The organism is Methylophilus sp. QUAN (assembly GCF_015354445.1).
Lineage (GTDB): Bacteria > Pseudomonadota > Gammaproteobacteria > Burkholderiales > Methylophilaceae > Methylophilus.
Map to the genome: position 1 here is coordinate 566,174 of NZ_JADKYT010000003.1, position 16,310 is coordinate 582,483.

The 16,310-nt window shown below is 52.7% G+C and carries 17 protein-coding genes and 1 tRNA gene; 12 read left to right on the top strand and 6 right to left on the bottom strand.

Features of this window, described 5'->3' with window-relative positions; translation table 11 throughout:
- Positions 1-2: 2 nt before the first annotated feature.
- Complete coding sequence (locus INP79_RS15210; protein WP_194755023.1) at positions 3-407, bottom strand: DoxX family protein; 405 nt, start codon at positions 405-407, stop codon at positions 3-5.
- A gap of 214 nt (positions 408-621) precedes the next feature.
- Here INP79_RS15210 and INP79_RS15215 point away from each other — a divergent pair, with 214 nt between their 5' ends.
- The 8 genes from INP79_RS15215 to INP79_RS15250 are packed head-to-tail and all read left to right on the top strand — an operon-like array spanning position 622 to position 8,976.
- Positions 622-1,260, top strand: coding sequence for a TetR/AcrR family transcriptional regulator (locus INP79_RS15215; RefSeq protein WP_194755024.1), 639 nt, complete (start codon positions 622-624; stop codon positions 1,258-1,260).
- Entirely contained in the window at positions 1,253-2,341 is a 1,089-nt protein-coding gene (locus tag INP79_RS15220) for an efflux RND transporter periplasmic adaptor subunit (RefSeq protein WP_194755025.1), read from the top strand. Before INP79_RS15215 ends, INP79_RS15220 begins: the two co-directional genes overlap by 8 nt.
- Complete coding sequence (locus INP79_RS15225; protein WP_194755026.1) at positions 2,341-5,478, top strand: efflux RND transporter permease subunit; 3,138 nt, start codon at positions 2,341-2,343, stop codon at positions 5,476-5,478. The genes INP79_RS15220 and INP79_RS15225 overlap by 1 nt, the downstream gene beginning before the upstream one ends.
- Positions 5,479-5,513: 35 nt before the next feature.
- Positions 5,514-6,170 carry a protein-L-isoaspartate O-methyltransferase gene (locus tag INP79_RS15230; RefSeq protein WP_194755027.1) on the top strand — a complete coding sequence of 219 codons (657 nt, stop codon included), beginning with the start codon at positions 5,514-5,516 and terminating at the stop codon, positions 6,168-6,170.
- Between the two features lie 29 nt (positions 6,171-6,199).
- A complete protein-coding gene (locus tag INP79_RS15235) occupies positions 6,200-7,546 on the top strand; it encodes a TolC family outer membrane protein (RefSeq protein WP_194755028.1) in 1,347 nt (448 codons plus the stop codon).
- A gap of 2 nt (positions 7,547-7,548) precedes the next feature.
- Positions 7,549-8,103 (top strand): isochorismatase family protein, encoded by a 555-nt coding sequence (locus INP79_RS15240; protein WP_194755029.1) that lies wholly within the window; start codon positions 7,549-7,551, stop codon positions 8,101-8,103.
- Positions 8,104-8,120: 17 nt separating this feature from the next.
- Positions 8,121-8,459 (top strand): tRNA-binding protein, encoded by a 339-nt coding sequence (locus INP79_RS15245; protein WP_194755030.1) that lies wholly within the window; start codon positions 8,121-8,123, stop codon positions 8,457-8,459.
- Between the two features lie 19 nt (positions 8,460-8,478).
- A complete protein-coding gene (locus INP79_RS15250) occupies positions 8,479-8,976 on the top strand; it encodes a GNAT family N-acetyltransferase (protein ID WP_194755031.1) in 498 nt (165 codons plus the stop codon).
- 11 nt (positions 8,977-8,987) lie between these two features.
- Here INP79_RS15250 and nikR read toward each other — a convergent pair whose 3' ends face one another.
- From nikR to pnp, 3 genes are all read right to left on the bottom strand, one after another.
- On the bottom strand, positions 8,988-9,392 hold the full coding sequence (gene nikR / locus INP79_RS15255) for a nickel-responsive transcriptional regulator NikR (protein ID WP_194755032.1): 405 nt from the start codon (positions 9,390-9,392) through the stop codon (positions 8,988-8,990).
- A gap of 14 nt (positions 9,393-9,406) precedes the next feature.
- Positions 9,407-11,470, bottom strand: coding sequence for a TonB-dependent receptor (locus tag INP79_RS15260; RefSeq protein ID WP_228520090.1), 2,064 nt, complete (start codon positions 11,468-11,470; stop codon positions 9,407-9,409).
- A 136-nt stretch (positions 11,471-11,606) separates the two neighbouring features.
- Positions 11,607-13,727 carry a polyribonucleotide nucleotidyltransferase gene (gene pnp / locus INP79_RS15265; RefSeq protein WP_194755033.1) on the bottom strand — a complete coding sequence of 707 codons (2,121 nt, stop codon included), beginning with the start codon at positions 13,725-13,727 and terminating at the stop codon, positions 11,607-11,609.
- A gap of 53 nt (positions 13,728-13,780) precedes the next feature.
- Between pnp and INP79_RS15270 the strand changes: the two genes are divergently transcribed.
- Positions 13,781-14,011, top strand: a complete 231-nt coding sequence (locus tag INP79_RS15270; RefSeq protein WP_194755034.1) for a hypothetical protein — start codon at positions 13,781-13,783, stop codon at positions 14,009-14,011.
- A gap of 20 nt (positions 14,012-14,031) precedes the next feature.
- Here INP79_RS15270 and rpsO read toward each other — a convergent pair whose 3' ends face one another.
- Together rpsO and INP79_RS15280 are read right to left on the bottom strand one after the other, a co-directional pair.
- Complete coding sequence (rpsO, locus tag INP79_RS15275) at positions 14,032-14,301, bottom strand: 30S ribosomal protein S15 (protein ID WP_194741164.1); 270 nt, start codon at positions 14,299-14,301, stop codon at positions 14,032-14,034.
- Between the two features lie 167 nt (positions 14,302-14,468).
- Entirely contained in the window at positions 14,469-15,395 is a 927-nt protein-coding gene (locus INP79_RS15280) for a PfkB family carbohydrate kinase (RefSeq protein WP_194755035.1), read from the bottom strand.
- A 212-nt stretch (positions 15,396-15,607) separates the two neighbouring features.
- On the opposite strand from INP79_RS15280, the gene INP79_RS15285 reads away from it, so the two are divergent.
- The 3 genes from INP79_RS15285 to INP79_RS15295 all read left to right on the top strand — a co-directional run bounded on the left by INP79_RS15285 (position 15,608) and on the right by INP79_RS15295 (position 16,302).
- Positions 15,608-15,683: transfer RNA gene (locus INP79_RS15285), tRNA-Phe, on the top strand.
- A gap of 45 nt (positions 15,684-15,728) precedes the next feature.
- Positions 15,729-16,046: a rhodanese-like domain-containing protein gene (locus INP79_RS15290; protein ID WP_194755036.1), complete on the top strand. Its 318-nt coding sequence runs from the start codon at positions 15,729-15,731 to the stop codon at positions 16,044-16,046.
- 22 nt (positions 16,047-16,068) lie between these two features.
- The gene (locus INP79_RS15295; protein ID WP_194755037.1) at positions 16,069-16,302 is read left to right on the top strand and encodes a sulfurtransferase TusA family protein; all 234 of its coding nucleotides are present in this window, start codon (positions 16,069-16,071) and stop codon (positions 16,300-16,302) included.
- Positions 16,303-16,310 lie beyond the last annotated feature (8 nt).

Genomic DNA, 16,310 nt, shown 5'->3' on the forward strand with positions numbered 1-16,310 from the left:
CGCTATTCCATTACCGTGACGCGCTTGCCGCGATCTACGCTATAGCCGCCAGGGCCAAAGGCAATGATCACCAAGAGACCACCAATGATGGTGATATTTTTGAGAAACATGATGACCTGCATCGGGTCGGCCATATTGCTGTGAAACATTAAGGCGGTGACAAAAGTAAACACGGCGATGCCCGCAGCAGCCAACTGCGCCTTAAAGCCGACCAATAAGGCGATGCCCAGGCCTAGCTCAATCACCAGCGCCACCACATAAGCCACCTGCGGCAAAGGCAAGTGGGCACTTTCAATATAGGCAATGGTCCCTGCCGGGTCCATGATTTTGGCGATGCCGCTAATAATAAAAATTAAAGATAACAACACACGCCCCAAAAAACTGACCCAACGCTGCCGTACATTCATACTGATCGCTCCTTGTCGTTATTGAACGCGTGCCTCATCGCCCGGTCAGCAAATCAGGCATCGGTTGATGCATGTCGGTTTAGCGCTAACGCCACCCGAACATGTATCACATTTGTTACTCTGCACCATTCCTGGAAGAAACACCAGCACATTTGACATTTAAAAATAACAATGTTAAGTTAACGACGTTATATTTAATAAATCATTTATTTGCATGCCACCCAAGGTTAAAACCAGCGCTGAAAAACAGGCCGTACGCACCGCCATCATGGATGCTGCGCGCGAGCTGTTTATTCACCAGGGCGTAGAAGCCGTGACCATGCGCGCGGTGGCGCAACGTGTTGGTTATTCGGCCACCAGCCTCTACCTTTACTTTGGCGACAAAGAACAACTACTCAGAGCCGTGGTGGATGCCGATGTGATCAAACTGGCGCAAGCCTTGAAATCCACCTTAAACATCAGCGATCCCTTACAGCGTTTTTTACAATTCGGGCAACATTATGTGCAATTCGCACTCACTAACCCGAACCATTACCGCATGATGTTTATGACCCAACATCCGCCCTGCGACCCGGCGCTTTCGAGCATTGAGCAAAACAATCCGGAGCAGGATGCCTATTCACAACTGATAGGCGTAGTCACCAGCGCCTGGCATGCAGGCGTGTTCAAACCCACCCTGACTGACCCGGCACTCATCGCACAAACCATCTGGGCAGCCATACACGGCCTGTGCGCACTGCAAATCAACCTGGCAGACGATGCCTGGATTAACTGGCGCCCGCTCGAAGCCCGCGTGCAGGCAATGGTAGAAATGTGCATGTATGGATTAATGAAAGAAACGCCACATGAATAAGCCGTTCATCATGATCAGCAGCCTATGCCTGGCTTTACTCGCCAGCGGCTGCCACCAGCAAACCGAAGAAGCCGCTGCCCCGCGCCCAGTATGGGTGATGTCAGTCGGCAACAGCCCTGCGCATCGCACCGCCAGTTACACAGGTGAAGTCAAATCGCGCTACGAGTCAAACATCGGCTTTCGCATTGCAGGCAAAATCATTTCCCGCGCCGTGAATGTAGGCGAGTTGGTAAAAAAAGGCCAGTTGATCGCACAGTTAGACCCCAACGACAGCCGCCTCAATGCACAAGCGGCGGATGCCGAAGTACAAACCGCACAGGCCAACCTGGCATTGGCGCAGGCAGAACTGGCGCGTCGCCAGCAGTTATATAGCCAGAAATTTATTTCAAAATCGGCGCTAGACAGTTACGAAACCCAGGTAAAAACCGCCCAGGCACGGCTGGCACAAACAAAATCACAAGCCGCCGTCAGCCAGCACCAGACGGGCTATACGCAACTGGTGGCTGACCGCGCGGGCGTCATCGGCATGATACAGGCCGAGCCAGGCCAGGTCGTGGCCGCTGGGCAAACCATCGCCCAGATTTATGACCTGCAAACCCTGGAAATTTTAATCTCGGTGCCAGAAGCACTGATAGATAGCCTGCTTACAGGCGACGCCGCACGCGTGAGCCTGAACGATGTCAGCCAAGAAGCCTACCAGGGGCGCATTCGTGAAATCGCACCGGCCGCCAATAGCCAAACCCACGCCTTTGATTTGCGTATCCAGCTACTCAATGCCGACCAGCGCATCAAACTGGGCATGACCGCACAAGTCAGCTTTGAGCCATCGACAACGGCACAAACACTGATAGTGCCAAGCACAGCCGTGACCCGCCACGGCGAACAAGCCAGCGTGTGGGTAATTGACAACAAACACCAAGCCCACGCACGCACCGTGACCACAGGCGCACTCACTGAAAACGGCATCGAGATTACCAGCGGCCTGCAGGCAGGTGAGACCATTGCCACCATAGGCATACATACGCTGACCGAAGGCATGCGTGTACAAGCAGTGACGCCAAGTCCAGAGGTGCTGCGCTAATGAGCACGCCACACCACAGCGAAGAAGCACAGGCCTCTCCAGGCTTCAACCTGTCGACCTGGGCGCTCAAAAACCAGGCACTGGTGCTGTATTTTATTGTTCTGACATTGCTAGGCGGCATCTTTGCCTACACACATCTGGGCCAGTCTGAAGACCCGCCATTCACCTTTAAAGTCATGCTGATCCGCAGCAGCTGGCCAGGCGCCTCAGCCCAGGAAGTCGAGCAGCAAGTCACGGACAAAATTGAGAAAAAGCTGCAAGAAATCCCGTCTATCGACTATACCAGTAGCTATTCCCGGCCCGGCGAATCAGTGGTGTTTATCGTTATTCGCGACAATACGTTTTCGGAGAAAATCCCGGACTTGTGGTACCAGGTACGCAAGAAAATCGGCGACATCCGCCATACCTTTCCCAGCGACCTGCAAAGCCTGACCTTTAATGACGAATTCAGTGATGTCTACGGCACCATGTATGCCATCACAGCGGACGGCCTCAATCCGCAACAATTAAAACGACAAGCGGAATGGGTACGGGCGCGCCTGCTCAAATTGCCCGACGTGGAGAAAGTCGATTTATTTGGCGAACAGCCACAAAAAATCATTATTGAAATTTCCAACCAGAAACTGACCTCTCTTGGCATTAGTCCGGCGCAATTAGCACAACTGCTGCGACAGCAAAACGCAGTCACAGGCGCAGGCACCTTCGATACAGGCCCGGAAAGAATCCGGCTGGATGTGAGTGGCCGCTTACAAACCCTGGAAGAGCTGCGCCAATTCCCGATCCGGGCAGGCAACCAGAACCTGACCCTGGGCGATATCGCCACCATCAAGCATGGTTATGCTAATCCGCCCGCACAACGCATCCACTTTAACGGCACAGCTGCTTTACTGATTGGCGTCAGTATGCAACAGGGCGGCGACGTCATCGCCCTGGGCAAAGCCATGCAGCAAACCATCACCAGCGTACAAAAGCAATTGCCTGTCGGCGTGCAATTGCAACTGGTCACCTCGCAGCCAGACATCGTGCAACACTCGGTACATGACTTTGTACGCTCGCTCAGCGAAGCGCTGATTATCGTGCTGGCTGTCAGCCTGCTCTCACTGGGATGGCGTACCGGCATTGTGGTCGCAGTGGCGATTCCCATTGTGCTGGCAGGCACTTTCCTGCTCATGGATTGGCTGGACATCGGCTTGCACAAAATCTCACTGGGCGCGCTGATTCTGGCGCTGGGCCTGCTGGTGGATGACGCGATTATTGCGGTTGAAATGATGGCCGCCAAAATGGAGCAAGGCTGGGACCGCATGCAAGCGGCATCGTTTGCCTACACCTCCACCGCCATGCCCATGCTGACCGGCACCCTGGTCACGGTGGCGGGCTTCTTGCCGATTGCCACCGCCGTATCGTCAACGGGCGAATACACGCGTTCTATTTTCCAGGTTTCGGCTATTTCACTGACACTGTCCTGGATCGCAGCAGTCATCGTGATTCCTTTCCTCGGCTATCACTTGTTACCCAAGGCCAAACACGCCACCAGCGAAGCAAGTGCTCACCATCCGGCATCCCTCTATGAAACAAGGTTCTACCTGCGACTACAAAGCATTGTCACCTGGTGCGTGCAGCACAAGGGCAGCGTTATCCTGGCGACCATCGCCCTGTTTGTAGTGGCCATGTTGAGCTTCGGCAAGGTGCAACAACAGTTCTTCCCAGACTCCACACGGCTTGAGGTTGTGGTTGATTTACGCCTGGCCGAAAACGCCAGCGACCAGTCCACTGATGCGGCCGTCAGCCAACTGGAACAATGGCTGCAACACTGGCAGAAACAGCATGGCGCAGTGCAAAACGTGGTGTCTTATGTCGGCTCGGGCGCGCCACGCTACTACCTACCGCTGGATGTGCAATTACCACATCGCGCCTTTGCCCAACTGGTGATTCTGACCAACAACCTGGCGCAACGCGAGGCACTGCGCAACGACCTGCTGGCACTGTTTGAACACGATTTCCCGCAATTACGCGGCTCTGTGCTGCGCCTGGAAAACGGCCCGCCGGTGGGCTTCCCGGTACAGTTTCGCGTCGACGGGCAAAACCTGCCAGCCATTCGTGATGTTGCACACAAAATTGCTGATGCCATGCGCGCCAACCCGCATTTGCGTAATGTGCAACTGGGCTGGGAAGAGCCGAGCAAGGTCATTCATGTCGATATCGACCAGCACAAAGCCAGGTTGTTAGGTGTGAATTCGACAGACATTGCGCAATTGCTGAATACGCAATACTTCGAACAAGTGGTCAGCGAGTTCAGGGAAGGCAACGAACGCATAGACCTGGTCATGCGCAGCAGCAATGAACAGCATGCCCAGCTATCACAACTGGCGCAATTAACGGTGTTAAGCCAGCGTGGCGAGCGCGTACCGTTGGCGCAAGTGGCCAATATTCACCATGGTTTTGAAGAGGGCGTGATCTGGCGACGCAACCGTGTGCCTTCGCTCACCGTACGTGCGCATCTACGCGGCAATATGCAAGCGCCGGTGGTGTCTACTCAAATTCAACAAGCGATTGCGCCTATTTTGGAAAAGCTTCCTCCCGGGGTCACGGTTGAAACCGGTGGTGCGATTGAAGAGGCAGCCAAGGGCGCCACATCGGTGGCCAAAGGCGCACCGCTGTTTTTAGCCGTTGTGTTTACCTTGCTCATGTTGCAACTTCGCAGTATTTCCAACGTCATCCTGGTGGTGCTCACAGCGCCGCTGGGCATGATAGGCATCACCTTTGCCCTGCTCATTTTCAATATGCCGTTTGGCTTTGTCGCCATGCTGGGCAGCATTGCACTGTCTGGCATGATCATGCGCAACTCGGTGATCCTGGTCGACCAGATCAAGCAGGATATTGCCGAAGGCGCCTCGCTGGAACAAGCGGTAGTGCAATCCACCGTGCGTCGTTTCCGGCCGATTGTACTGACGGCAGCCGCGGCCATCCTCGCCATGATTCCGCTCACACGCAGCGTGTTTTTTGGCCCGATGGCGGTAGCGATTATGGGCGGGCTGGCAGCAGCAACCATCCTGACCATTTTGTTTGTGCCCGCGCTGTATACATTCTGGGCCGGATTCACGGCAAGAACCATGCAATCACGGTGCAATAAACTATAATACGAGCATCAATAATCGACATTGGGATTCAAGACATGACAGATCAGGCAACCGCACGTTTTAACATGATTGAGCAACAGATTCGCACCTGGGAGGTGCTGGACCCGCAAGTACTGGCGACGTTAAACAATATGCCACGCGAAGCCTTTGTCCCGGAAGCCTATCGCGGACTGGCGTTTGCCGATATCGAGATCCCATTGGCACATGGTCAGCAAATGCTCAGCCCTAAAGTGGAAGGCCGCTTTTTGCAGGCGCTGCAACTGCAAGCCAAAGATAAAGTGTTGCTGGTAGGCGCCGGCAGTGGCTACCTGGCAGCCCTGATGGCACAGCATTGCGCACAAGTGACTGCATTGGAAATCTTCCCCGAGTTATGCGCACAAGCGACGCAATCGCTGACCAAACAAGGCATTCAAAACGTGCAGGTGATTGAGTTAGACGGCCACAACGGTTACGAATCACAAGCCCCTTACGACGCGATTGTGTTTACGGCGTCCAGCCCGGTCGAGCCAGAAGGTGTACGCTACCAGCTCAGCATCGGCGGACGCCTGCTGATAGTGCTGGGTCAGGCACCAGTGATGCAAGCCACCCTGATTCAGCGTCTGGCAGAGCATAGTTACAAACAGGATGTGCTGTTTGAAACCAGCCTGGCGGAAATGCAAAATGCCCCACAGGCTCAGGTATTCAGCTTTTAAACCTCTCAGCCATTACACCCAAGACGCCTATGACCTTCAGCCGCCCTGCTCACTGGATATTGCTCCTAAGCAGCCTTTGGCTGGGGCCATGGGCAGCAGCCGCCCCGCAAAGCTTGTTTGATGTTTATCTGCAAGCCAAGCAAAACGACCCGCAACTGGCGGCGGCTGGCCATGGCAACCTGGCGGCACAAGAGCTGATTGAGCAAGCCAAGGCAGGCTACCGCCCCAACGTGGCGCTCAGTGCCAGCACCACTGCCAATCACACCGACCTAAAGTACAACACCGCCAATGTACCGCTGCCAGCAGGTGTCAACCGTTTTGAAGGCTATGCCGCCAAAGTGGAAGCGCGACAGCCCATCTACCGCAAAGAGAATCTTGAGCGCATAGACTTAAGCAAGGTGCAGGTCAGCGTCACCGACAAGCAGCTACACCTGACCCAGCAACAACTGATGCTGCGCACCACACAGGCCTATTTTGATGTGCTGCAGGCACAAGATCGCATAGAATTGCTGGCCGCGCAAAAACAAGCCATCCAGCAACAGCTGCAACAGGCCAAAGCCAGCTTTGAGACCGGGATCACGACCGTTACTGACCTACACGAAGCGCAGGCACGCTACGACCTGATCGTGGCCCAGGAAATTGCGGCAGAAAATGAGCAAGCTGTGGCGCAGCATAGCCTGCAAGCCATCATAGGCAACCCGCCACAAACGCTGGCAAAAGTGCGTGACGACCTGCAAATCACACCGGCCCTCAAGCCTATGCAAGACTGGCAAACTGTGACTGCCGCCAGCAACCTGAATATCCAGATCCAGCAGGCACAGATTGACATCAGTGACCGCAATATCAGCATCGCCCAATCCGGACACTACCCCACCCTGGATGCGGTCGCCAGCTACACCGATAGCCACTACAACGGTAGCCAAAACCGCTTTGGGACAGACCTGCAAAATGCGGTGATAGGCGTAGAGCTCAACGTGCCGATTTATCTGGGTGGCGCGGTAGACTCTCGCATCAGGCAGGCGTCATATAACAAGCAGAAGGCACAGGATGATCTCGAAAACGTCCACCGCCAGACCATGTTGGAAACACAACGTGCTTACCTAGGCTTGAGTAGCAGCATTGCACAAATCAAGGCACTGGAACAGGCCTTGCAAAGCAGCCAAAGTCAGTTAGATGCCACCAAGCTCGGCTATGAAGTCGGCATCCGCACCAGCGTAGACCTGCTTAATGCCAGACAACAACACTTTAGCGCCAAACGCGATTTATTGCAGGCCCGCTACAACTACCTGGTCAGCATCATCCGCCTAAAAACGGCCAGCGGCATTATCAACGAAGCCGACCTGCAGGACATAGACCAGCAACTCACCAAGAGATAGCCATGAAATCTGCCATAGCCAGCACAGATGCTGTTTGGATGTTGATTGATGTACAAACGCGGCTATGCCCCGTGATGCCAGAAGCTGCCATGGCAACGGTGAGCAAGAATATCCAACGCTTGCTGCAAGCAGCGCAATTACTGAATATTCCGCTGTGGGTCACCGAGCAATACCCAGAAAAACTGGGCGAGACTTTGCCAGAATTGCAATCTTTATTGCCTGATTACACACCCAGATACGCAAAACTCGCCTTCTCTGCCTGGCAAGAGCCGACACTGCAAGCGTCGTCCATCAGCGTTGCGCCGCAAGTAGTGCTATTTGGGCTGGAGGCGCATATTTGCGTGTTACAAACCGCACTCGATGCCCTGGCTGCGGGCAAACAAGTGTTTATTGTTGAAGACGCCGTGATTTCGCGCGATATTGCCAATCGCAACAATGCCATCGAACGCCTGCGCGCGGCCGGTTGCATCATCACCAATACCGAATCCATGCTGTTTGAACCCATGCAGAGCGCCACACATGCACAATTCAAAGCGATCTCTGCGCTGATTCGTTAATACTGCCGGTACGCCATATGACGCAAATCGAATGGAATGACTTTACCAAAGTGGAGTTAAGAGTGGGGCGCGTGATTGCCGCCGAAGTGTTTGCCGAAGCACGCAAACCCGCTTACAAACTGCAGATAGACTTTGGCCCAGAGATTGGCGTACGCAAATCCAGTGCTCAAATCACAGCGCTTTACAGTCCGGAAAGTTTAATCGGCAAACAAGTGGTCGCCGTGGTGAATTTCCCGCCCAAACAAATCGGGCCCTTGATGTCAGAATGCCTGGTCACCGGTTTTCATGATACCGAAGGGCGCGTCACCCTGTGCGTACCCGAGCACGACGTCCCGCTTGGCACCAAACTACTCTAACACCGGCACAAAGTACACTATGCATATCCGTGAAGCCACCCTTGCTGATTTTGACCAGATCTGGCCGATCTTTCAGGAGATTGTCGCAGCAGGCGACACCTACGCCTACCCGCGCGAAACCACACGCGAGCAAGCCATTAATCTGTGGCTGGAAACGCCCAGAAAAACCTTTGTTGCTGAGGAGAATGATCAGATTCTCGGCACCTATTACATCAAAACCAACCAGCAAGGCCCTGGTGATCATGTGTGTAATTGTGGCTATATGGTTTCGTCACAAGCGCGTGGCCGAGGCCTGGCCACCACCATGTGTGAACACTCGCAACAAGTTGCGAAATCACTAGGCTATCTCGCCATGCAATTTAACTTTGTCGCCTCAAGCAACGAGGGTGCCGTGAGCTTATGGACTAAATTAGGATTTGAAATCGTAGGTAGATTGCCGAAGGCGTTTAATCATCCACACAAGGGCTATGTGGATGCATTGGTCATGTATAAGTGGTTCACTACCCGGTCAGAATAAGCGTGTTTACCTTACCTCGGGATAATATGTACCTTGGCATGCGTTACACCTGTTTGTGACGAAATAGCATTCACGCACTCCTCTACTTCGGCGATCTTGCCTTTCAATATGACCGTTTCCATACAGTGATCATGATCCAAATGCACATGCTGTGCAGTAATAATCACGTGATGGTGTGCATGCTGTAACTGGTTCACGCGGCTGGCGAGTTGCCGCTCATGATGGTTATAGACGTAACTGAGCGACGCGACGCAATCGGCCTGGGTGTGGTTATTGTTTTGCATGACGTCCTCATCAAGGGCTTTGCGCACCAGGTCACGAAAGGCTTCTGAGCGATTCACGTAGGCTTTGACGGCCACCAGTTGGTCAAAGGCGTCGGCCAGGTCGTCCTCAACTGAAATCGTGATGCGTCGCATGGGCTAAGTCCTCGCTAAAACTGATAGGTCAATGTGAGTCGTGCAGCTCTGGGTTCTACCGGGTGAAAGTGAATATCATTGACCGGTGCAGCCTCGCCTTTGAGTTGCGACTCATAGTAATAGTCGATATCGCTGGCCTCGCGGTCAAACAGGTTAAACACATCCAGTGTCAGGCTGGTGCGTTGATTATACCGGTAGCCGATGCGGGCATAGGTAAGGAACGTGGCGTTTGAGCGCACAGAATTATCTTCTATCAGCGCCCTCGGGCCAAAGTAGCGTAATTGCATGCTGCCAAACCAGTTGCCCCAGTTTGTCACTGTTGCCCCTAGGGAGGCCACTTTGTTGATTGCGCCGGGGATGTATTGTCCTGCTGGGTCGTGGTCTCTAAAGCGGGCTTTGGAGAGTGCAACATCCATATCGAGCAATAGCCAGTCGTTGACGACGTAGTGGTTATTCCACTCCACACCATAGCGGCGGCTGGCGCGGCTGGGTTCAGTTTCACCGGCATCGCCAACAAATAACAATTCGGAGTCCATATCCAGTTGCCAGATGGCCAAAGAGCTTTGCAAACCAGGCACCCACTCGCTTCTGACGCCAATCTCGCTGCCGCGAGTGCTCACCAAGGGGGTAACAGGCAAGGCAGCAGAACCATCTAGCAGGCGGGTTTGCGTGGCAGCGCGCGCATCGTTGCTATGAAAGCCTTTGCCAATATTGTAGAAAAATTCTGTATTCGCCCACGGCCCGAAAATGACCGAAAACTTGGGTGAGGTAATGCCATCGCCGACATGACCAGCGTTACCTGCCAGGCTGCTTTTGACATCGAACTGATAGCGATCATAACGTAAGCCTGCCACTGTGCGCAGCTTCTCATGCCACCATAGCGTGTTTTCAGCATAAATACCGGCACTGCTTTCCTCTACCTTATCTGACCGTATCTGTGACAAGCGCTGCGTTTGCGCCGTCTTGTAGAGCGCCACTGGTGACAACTTGTCATACCGTGTTTGCAAGCCCAGTTTATTGTCCATCGCCATGCCGGCAATTTCACCTAGCCAAGACTTGCTAAGATTGAGGCCCAGCATGGTGCGCTGTTCACTTTGGTCAGTCTGGTCACCATTGACGGGATCACTTAGAAAATAGGTAAAGTTGCCGAATAAATCAAGCTTGGAGCGGACGGCATACGCATTGATTTGCCAGCCACCATGCTGATCACGGTGGTGCTTGGCAAACGACAGGCTGTAACGTGAGGAGTCGCCGCCATCACTCGGGTCAATCGCGTCAAAACGCCCGATTTGACCGCTGCGTACAGCACGCAATGGAATCTGGTCGGTCGAATTCCAGCGATTTTGATACGCCATTGCAGTCAGCGTCATGCCATCACGTGCATCACCTTCGCTGTAACGCAGCAAACCATTGTATTTCCTGACGCCTTCTGCCACCTGCCAGGGGCCATCATAGTGATTGACATCCAGCGCATAGAGTAAATGGCCTTGCTGCAAAGCCACAGAGTTAGCCAGCAGCATGCGCTGGTAATCGTAGCTCCCCACGGTCAGGCTGGCAATGCCTTGTGGCAACTGATTCAACAGATGTAATCTTGCCGCACCCGCAGAGGAGAAATCCCCCTCTTCGGCCGAATAGGGCCCTTTTTTGTAGTGGATATGACTTACCAGCTCCGGGATCAGAAAATTTAAATCAGTGTAGCCCTGACCATGCGCGTGGGTGCGCATATTGACCGGCATCCCGTCCACATAAGTGGCAAAGTCAGTGCCATGGTCGAGGTTAAAGCCGCGCAGGTAAAACTGGTTGGCTTTGCCGCTACCGCTGTGCTGGGTCACGATCATGCCAGGCACGAATTCAAGTATCTCGCCGATGCGCGCAATGGGACGATTTTTAATCAGGCTGGCATTGACCTTACCTTCACTGGCCGCATCTGAGGTGCCTATCGCATTGTCATAATGTGCGCGCACCTGGATTTCTTCCAGGTCTATGGACTCACTGGCTTGCGCGGAGAGTGTGACCAATACAGCCGTCTGTACATAAACCGAAGCGGCACGCCGTATGATTTTTTTATAATTGTTCATACGATGGCATTATGACGGAATGAGAAGTGTTCACCTATACGTATATTGACGCAAACATATTTTTATCCACGATGGCATGACAGACAGGCACAAAAAAGCCCGCTGACGCGGGCTTTTTTTACAACATACGACTGACTTACTCAGCCGCTGGTGCTTCTTCTTTTGCTGGTGGGTCGATCAAAGCTTTCATGCTCAAACGCACTTTACCTTTGTCATCCAACTCAACCACTTTCACTTTCACGATGTCACCCTCTTTGAGGTAATCGCTCACTGCTTTGACGCGTTCGTGGGCGATTTGTGAAATGTGTACCAGGCCATCTTTACCTGGCAACAAAGTCACGACAGCACCGAAGTCCAGAATCTTGACCACTGGGCCTTCGTAGATCTGGCCAACTTCAACTTCAGCCGTGATCTGTGCAATACGACGTTGGGCTTCAGCACCTTCATCCGCATTGGTACACGCAATTTTCACGGTACCGTCATCTTCGATATCGATGCTGGTGTTGGTTTCTTTAGTCAGTGCCTGAATCACTGCGCCACCTTTACCAATCACGTCACGGATCTTGTCCGGATTGATCTTCATGGTGATGATACGTGGGGCAAACTGTGACATTTCAGTGTTCACACCAGAGACTGCTTGTTTCATCAAGCCCAGGATATGCGCGCGGCCTTCTTTGGCTTGTGCCAGTGCCACTTGCATGATTTGTGCCGTGATACCGGTGATTTTGATGTCCATTTGCAGAGCGGTCACGCCTTTGTCGGTACCAGCCACTTTAAAGTCCATATCACCCAGGTGGTCTTCGTCACCCAGAATGTCGGTCAGTACAGCCACGCGGTTGCCTTCTTTGATCAGGCCCATCGCCACGCCAGCGACGTGTGCAGTCAATGGCACACCAGCATCCAGCAGTGACAAGCAACCACCACAGACAGACGCCATGGAGCTAGAACCGTTAGACTCAGTGATCTCTGACACCACACGCATGGTGTAGTCAAAGTCTTCTTTTTTAGGCAATACGGCTTTCAAAGCACGTTTTGCCAGGTTACCGTGGCCGATTTCGCGGCGCTTAGGCGTACCCACACGGCCAGTTTCACCCGTCGCATACGGAGGCATGTTGTAGTGCAACATAAAGCGGTCAGTGTACTCACCAGACAGTGCGTCAATGATTTGCTCATCACGGCCAGTACCCAATGTAGCGACTACCAGTGCTTGTGTTTCACCGCGTGTAAACAGGGCAGAACCGTGTGTACGTGGCAATACGCCTGAGCGGATGGTGATCGGGCGCACAGTGCGTGTGTCGCGGCCGTCAATACGTGGCTCACCGTTCAGGATCTGGCTACGCACGGTTTTAGCTTCCAGTTTAAAGAACTCGTCTTTAATCTTGTTGGCTTCTAGCGTAGAAGTTTCTTCAGTGATCAACGTGCTCATCACGCGGGACTTAATTTCGTCCAGCTTGGAAGAGCGCTCACCTTTAGATTTGATTTTAAACGCAGCATTGATGTCATCTGCCGCAATCGCAGCGACTTTGTCGATCAAAGCAGTGTCTGGCTCTGGTGGTGTCCAGTCCCAGGCATCTTTACCGGCCTCGGCAGCCATTTCGTTGATGGCCTTGATCACTGGTTGCATTTGCTCGTGACCAAACACTACGGCACCCAGCATCACTTCTTCAGACAGCTCTTTGGCTTCAGATTCAACCATCATCACCGCAGATTCAGTTGCGCCAACCACCAGGTCGAGTGCGGAGTCTTTCAGCAATGAAACATCTGGGTTCAATACGTATTCGCCATTGATATAACCCACGCGTGCCGCACCTAATGGGCCGTAGAATGGAATACCAGACAATGCCAATGCAGCAGAGGCACCAATCACCGCTGGGATATCGGAATCAATTTCCGGATCCAGTGACAATACAGTGGCCACAACCTGCACTTCGTTATAGAACGCATCTGGGAACAGCGGACGTAATGGACGGTCAATCAAACGGGCAGTCAGTGTTTCTTTTTCGCTAGGACGGCCTTCACGCTTGAAGAAACCTCCAGGAATACGGCCAGCCGCATAGGTTTTCTCTTGGTAATCCACGGTTAATGGGAAGAAATCCTGGCCTTCTTTGACTTCACGCTTGGCAGTCACAGCCACGAGCACAACGGTATCCCCGTAACTAACAATCACTGCGGCATCAGATTGGCGTGCAATTTCACCTGTTTCCAATGTCAGGGTATGCGCACCAAACGGGATGCTTCTTTTAGTAATTTCAAACATATTTTTCCTTTTCTCTACCATGGCTATTCACTACCTAATAGCCAATCTCAATAATGAAAATACAGCATTCGCTTACTGCGTTTGGGCGCTACGCATTGGGTTGCCCGACGCGCGACGGCTGTATTTCCCGATTTGTGGTGACTTCCATCAACACGCTGCACCTGTTTATCCAGTTGCAACGCACTCACAGAAGCCACCGCGTTTTTGGCGATTTTTTAAAGCAAAAAAGCCGAGGCAATCACCATGCCATCGGCTTTTATTTCGTTAAAAGTGAACAGGATTAAGTGTCACACTTTAAACCAAATTATTTACGCAGGTTCAAGCGCTCGATCAGCGTTTGATAGCGGCTAACATCTTTACCCTTCAGGTAGTCCAGCAAACGACGACGTTGGCTAACCAGAGCCAACAGACCACGGCGTGAGTGGTTGTCTTTTTTGTTAGATTTGAAGTGCTCAGTCAGGTAAGTGATACGGTTAGTCAACAAAGCCACTTGTACTTCTGGGCTTGCTGTATCACCTTCACTACGTTGGTATTCTTTAATGATTTTTGCGGATTGTTCTGCGGTAACAGCCATCTTTTTTCCTTTGAGTTAGCGTCAATGTCGCGGCAGCCAGACAACCTATTTGCCTTACCACGCCGACATTCAATTTACACGAACCGCGCATTATATCGGCAAGTCCATACCTTGCATAGACTTTTATGCCATTAAGTTTCTGTTTTTATGAATTAATTTACAGCGCATTATAAAAAATCATCATAAAAATCTGCTTGTGCAGGCACCGCACCACGAATACCGCAAATAGAAGCAGCAAACCAGGCGGCACGCGTGAGCATGGTTTGCCGTGACCAACCCGCCAACAAGCCTCGAATCACCACGGCGGTATAAGCATCCCCCGCGCCCACACTATCCACAAAAGGCGCCTGCAACTTCATTGGCGGCGCACGAAAACCGTTGCCATAGGCATCCAGCCAAAAGCTGCCTTGCTCGCCACAAGTAACAAACATTTCACTCAGTCCAAACACCATCAACAGCTGCCGCGCCAATTCATTGATGTCAGGCGAGCCCGGCAGGCCCAGCAACTTGCACACTTCAGGCAACTCTTCATGGTTGATCTTCAGGATATCCGCCGCCTGCAACACCTGGCGCAGGCTATGCGCGTCATACCACGGTGCACGCAGGTTAATATCGCAAAACACCGTCGCCGTACACATTTTCAACCATTGATCGGCCAGCGCCTGCATGGGCGCATGCCGCAGTGCCAGCGAACCGAGATACACCAGGCGCGGCGGATGCTGAGCCGTTAAAGCCTCTACTGGCGGCCATCGCATATCGTCGTAGGCTTGCTGATCAAGAATTTCAAAACGGTGCCCGTACGCCTCCAAATGCACCATAACCTGTCCGCTGGGCAAGGTATCAGACCGCTGCACACCTGCAATCGACAGGCCGCATGACTGCATCTCGGCGACAATACGTTCACCCAGTGCATCCTTGCCCACCGCCGTGAGCAAATGCACCCCCAGCCCAAAGGCATGGCAATGCCTGGCCACGTTATAAGGCGCACCGCCTATGATGGTACGCTCGGGAAACACATCCCCGAGCACCTCACCCAGAATCATGATGGCATTCGACATACGCTTCATCCTATTTTCTACACCATCCCACACCATTAAAAACCTCTCACTTTTGTGACTCACCCAAACGCAGATTGTTTCCGCGTCCCGGCAAACCGGCCTCACGCACCCGCAAACGACCACTCCTAAACCGTTATAAAATAACGCATGTGCAGCATATCAGGATTTTTTTTATCTTTTGTGTGCATTTTTTGCGTTCTTTGCTATAATGCGCGTCTTGCAATTCGGGACATGCCCAAATTGCTGATGGCCAGATAGCTCAGTCGGTAGAGCAGAGGATTGAAAATCCTCGTGTCGGCAGTTCGATTCTGCCTCTGGCCACCACTTCCTTACCTGCCTTTCGGCACACTTCTTTTTCTGGGTTTGTTGATGTCATTAAAACACTTAACACCGGATGAGTTACACCCATTACTGAATGATCCATCATTGCTGCTTGTTGATATCCGCAATGATCACGAACTTGTTTCCGGCATTTTACCCGGCGCACTGCATGTGCCCTTAGGCAATCTGACCGCCGTCTTTGACCAGTTTCCACAAGACAAAAAAATTGTGTTTTATTGCCGTAGCGGCGTGCGCTCGGTGGCGGCAGGTGAATTTGCACTGTCACAAGGCCGCACAGACGTCTCGCATCTGGCAGGCGGCATTCTGGCCTGGGCAAGTGCCGGACTGCCTATCAACGCCGCTTGAACCCTTAATTCAGGAAACGCTCATGCACAGTGATAAAGACCTTGATGCCCGCAACTTGAACTGCCCACTGCCTATCCTGCGCTGCAAAAAAGCACTGAATGAGCTGACGGCCGAGCAAGTACTGAAAATCAGCGCTACCGACCCTGGCTCAAAAAAGGACTTTGACGCCTTTTGCCGCCAAACCGGCCACACTTTACTGGACATGCAGGAAGCCGAAGGCGTGTTCACCTTCTGGATCCGCAAACGCAGCGCATAAATTGCACA

Coding starts and splice junctions, on each gene's coding strand:
- INP79_RS15210 (WP_194755023.1), bottom strand. CDS start 407: ATGAATGTACGGCAGCGTTGGGTCAGTTTTTTGGGGCGTGTGTTGTTA.
- INP79_RS15215 (WP_194755024.1), top strand. CDS start 622: ATGCCACCCAAGGTTAAAACCAGCGCTGAAAAACAGGCCGTACGCACC.
- INP79_RS15220 (WP_194755025.1), top strand. CDS start 1,253: ATGAATAAGCCGTTCATCATGATCAGCAGCCTATGCCTGGCTTTACTC.
- INP79_RS15225 (WP_194755026.1), top strand. CDS start 2,341: ATGAGCACGCCACACCACAGCGAAGAAGCACAGGCCTCTCCAGGCTTC.
- INP79_RS15230 (WP_194755027.1), top strand. CDS start 5,514: ATGACAGATCAGGCAACCGCACGTTTTAACATGATTGAGCAACAGATT.
- INP79_RS15235 (WP_194755028.1), top strand. CDS start 6,200: ATGACCTTCAGCCGCCCTGCTCACTGGATATTGCTCCTAAGCAGCCTT.
- INP79_RS15240 (WP_194755029.1), top strand. CDS start 7,549: ATGAAATCTGCCATAGCCAGCACAGATGCTGTTTGGATGTTGATTGAT.
- INP79_RS15245 (WP_194755030.1), top strand. CDS start 8,121: ATGACGCAAATCGAATGGAATGACTTTACCAAAGTGGAGTTAAGAGTG.
- INP79_RS15250 (WP_194755031.1), top strand. CDS start 8,479: ATGCATATCCGTGAAGCCACCCTTGCTGATTTTGACCAGATCTGGCCG.
- nikR (WP_194755032.1), bottom strand. CDS start 9,392: ATGCGACGCATCACGATTTCAGTTGAGGACGACCTGGCCGACGCCTTT.
- INP79_RS15260 (WP_228520090.1), bottom strand. CDS start 11,470: ATGAACAATTATAAAAAAATCATACGGCGTGCCGCTTCGGTTTATGTA.
- pnp (WP_194755033.1), bottom strand. CDS start 13,727: ATGTTTGAAATTACTAAAAGAAGCATCCCGTTTGGTGCGCATACCCTG.
- INP79_RS15270 (WP_194755034.1), top strand. CDS start 13,781: ATGAAAATACAGCATTCGCTTACTGCGTTTGGGCGCTACGCATTGGGT.
- rpsO (WP_194741164.1), bottom strand. CDS start 14,301: ATGGCTGTTACCGCAGAACAATCCGCAAAAATCATTAAAGAATACCAA.
- INP79_RS15280 (WP_194755035.1), bottom strand. CDS start 15,395: ATGGTGTGGGATGGTGTAGAAAATAGGATGAAGCGTATGTCGAATGCC.
- INP79_RS15290 (WP_194755036.1), top strand. CDS start 15,729: ATGTCATTAAAACACTTAACACCGGATGAGTTACACCCATTACTGAAT.
- INP79_RS15295 (WP_194755037.1), top strand. CDS start 16,069: ATGCACAGTGATAAAGACCTTGATGCCCGCAACTTGAACTGCCCACTG.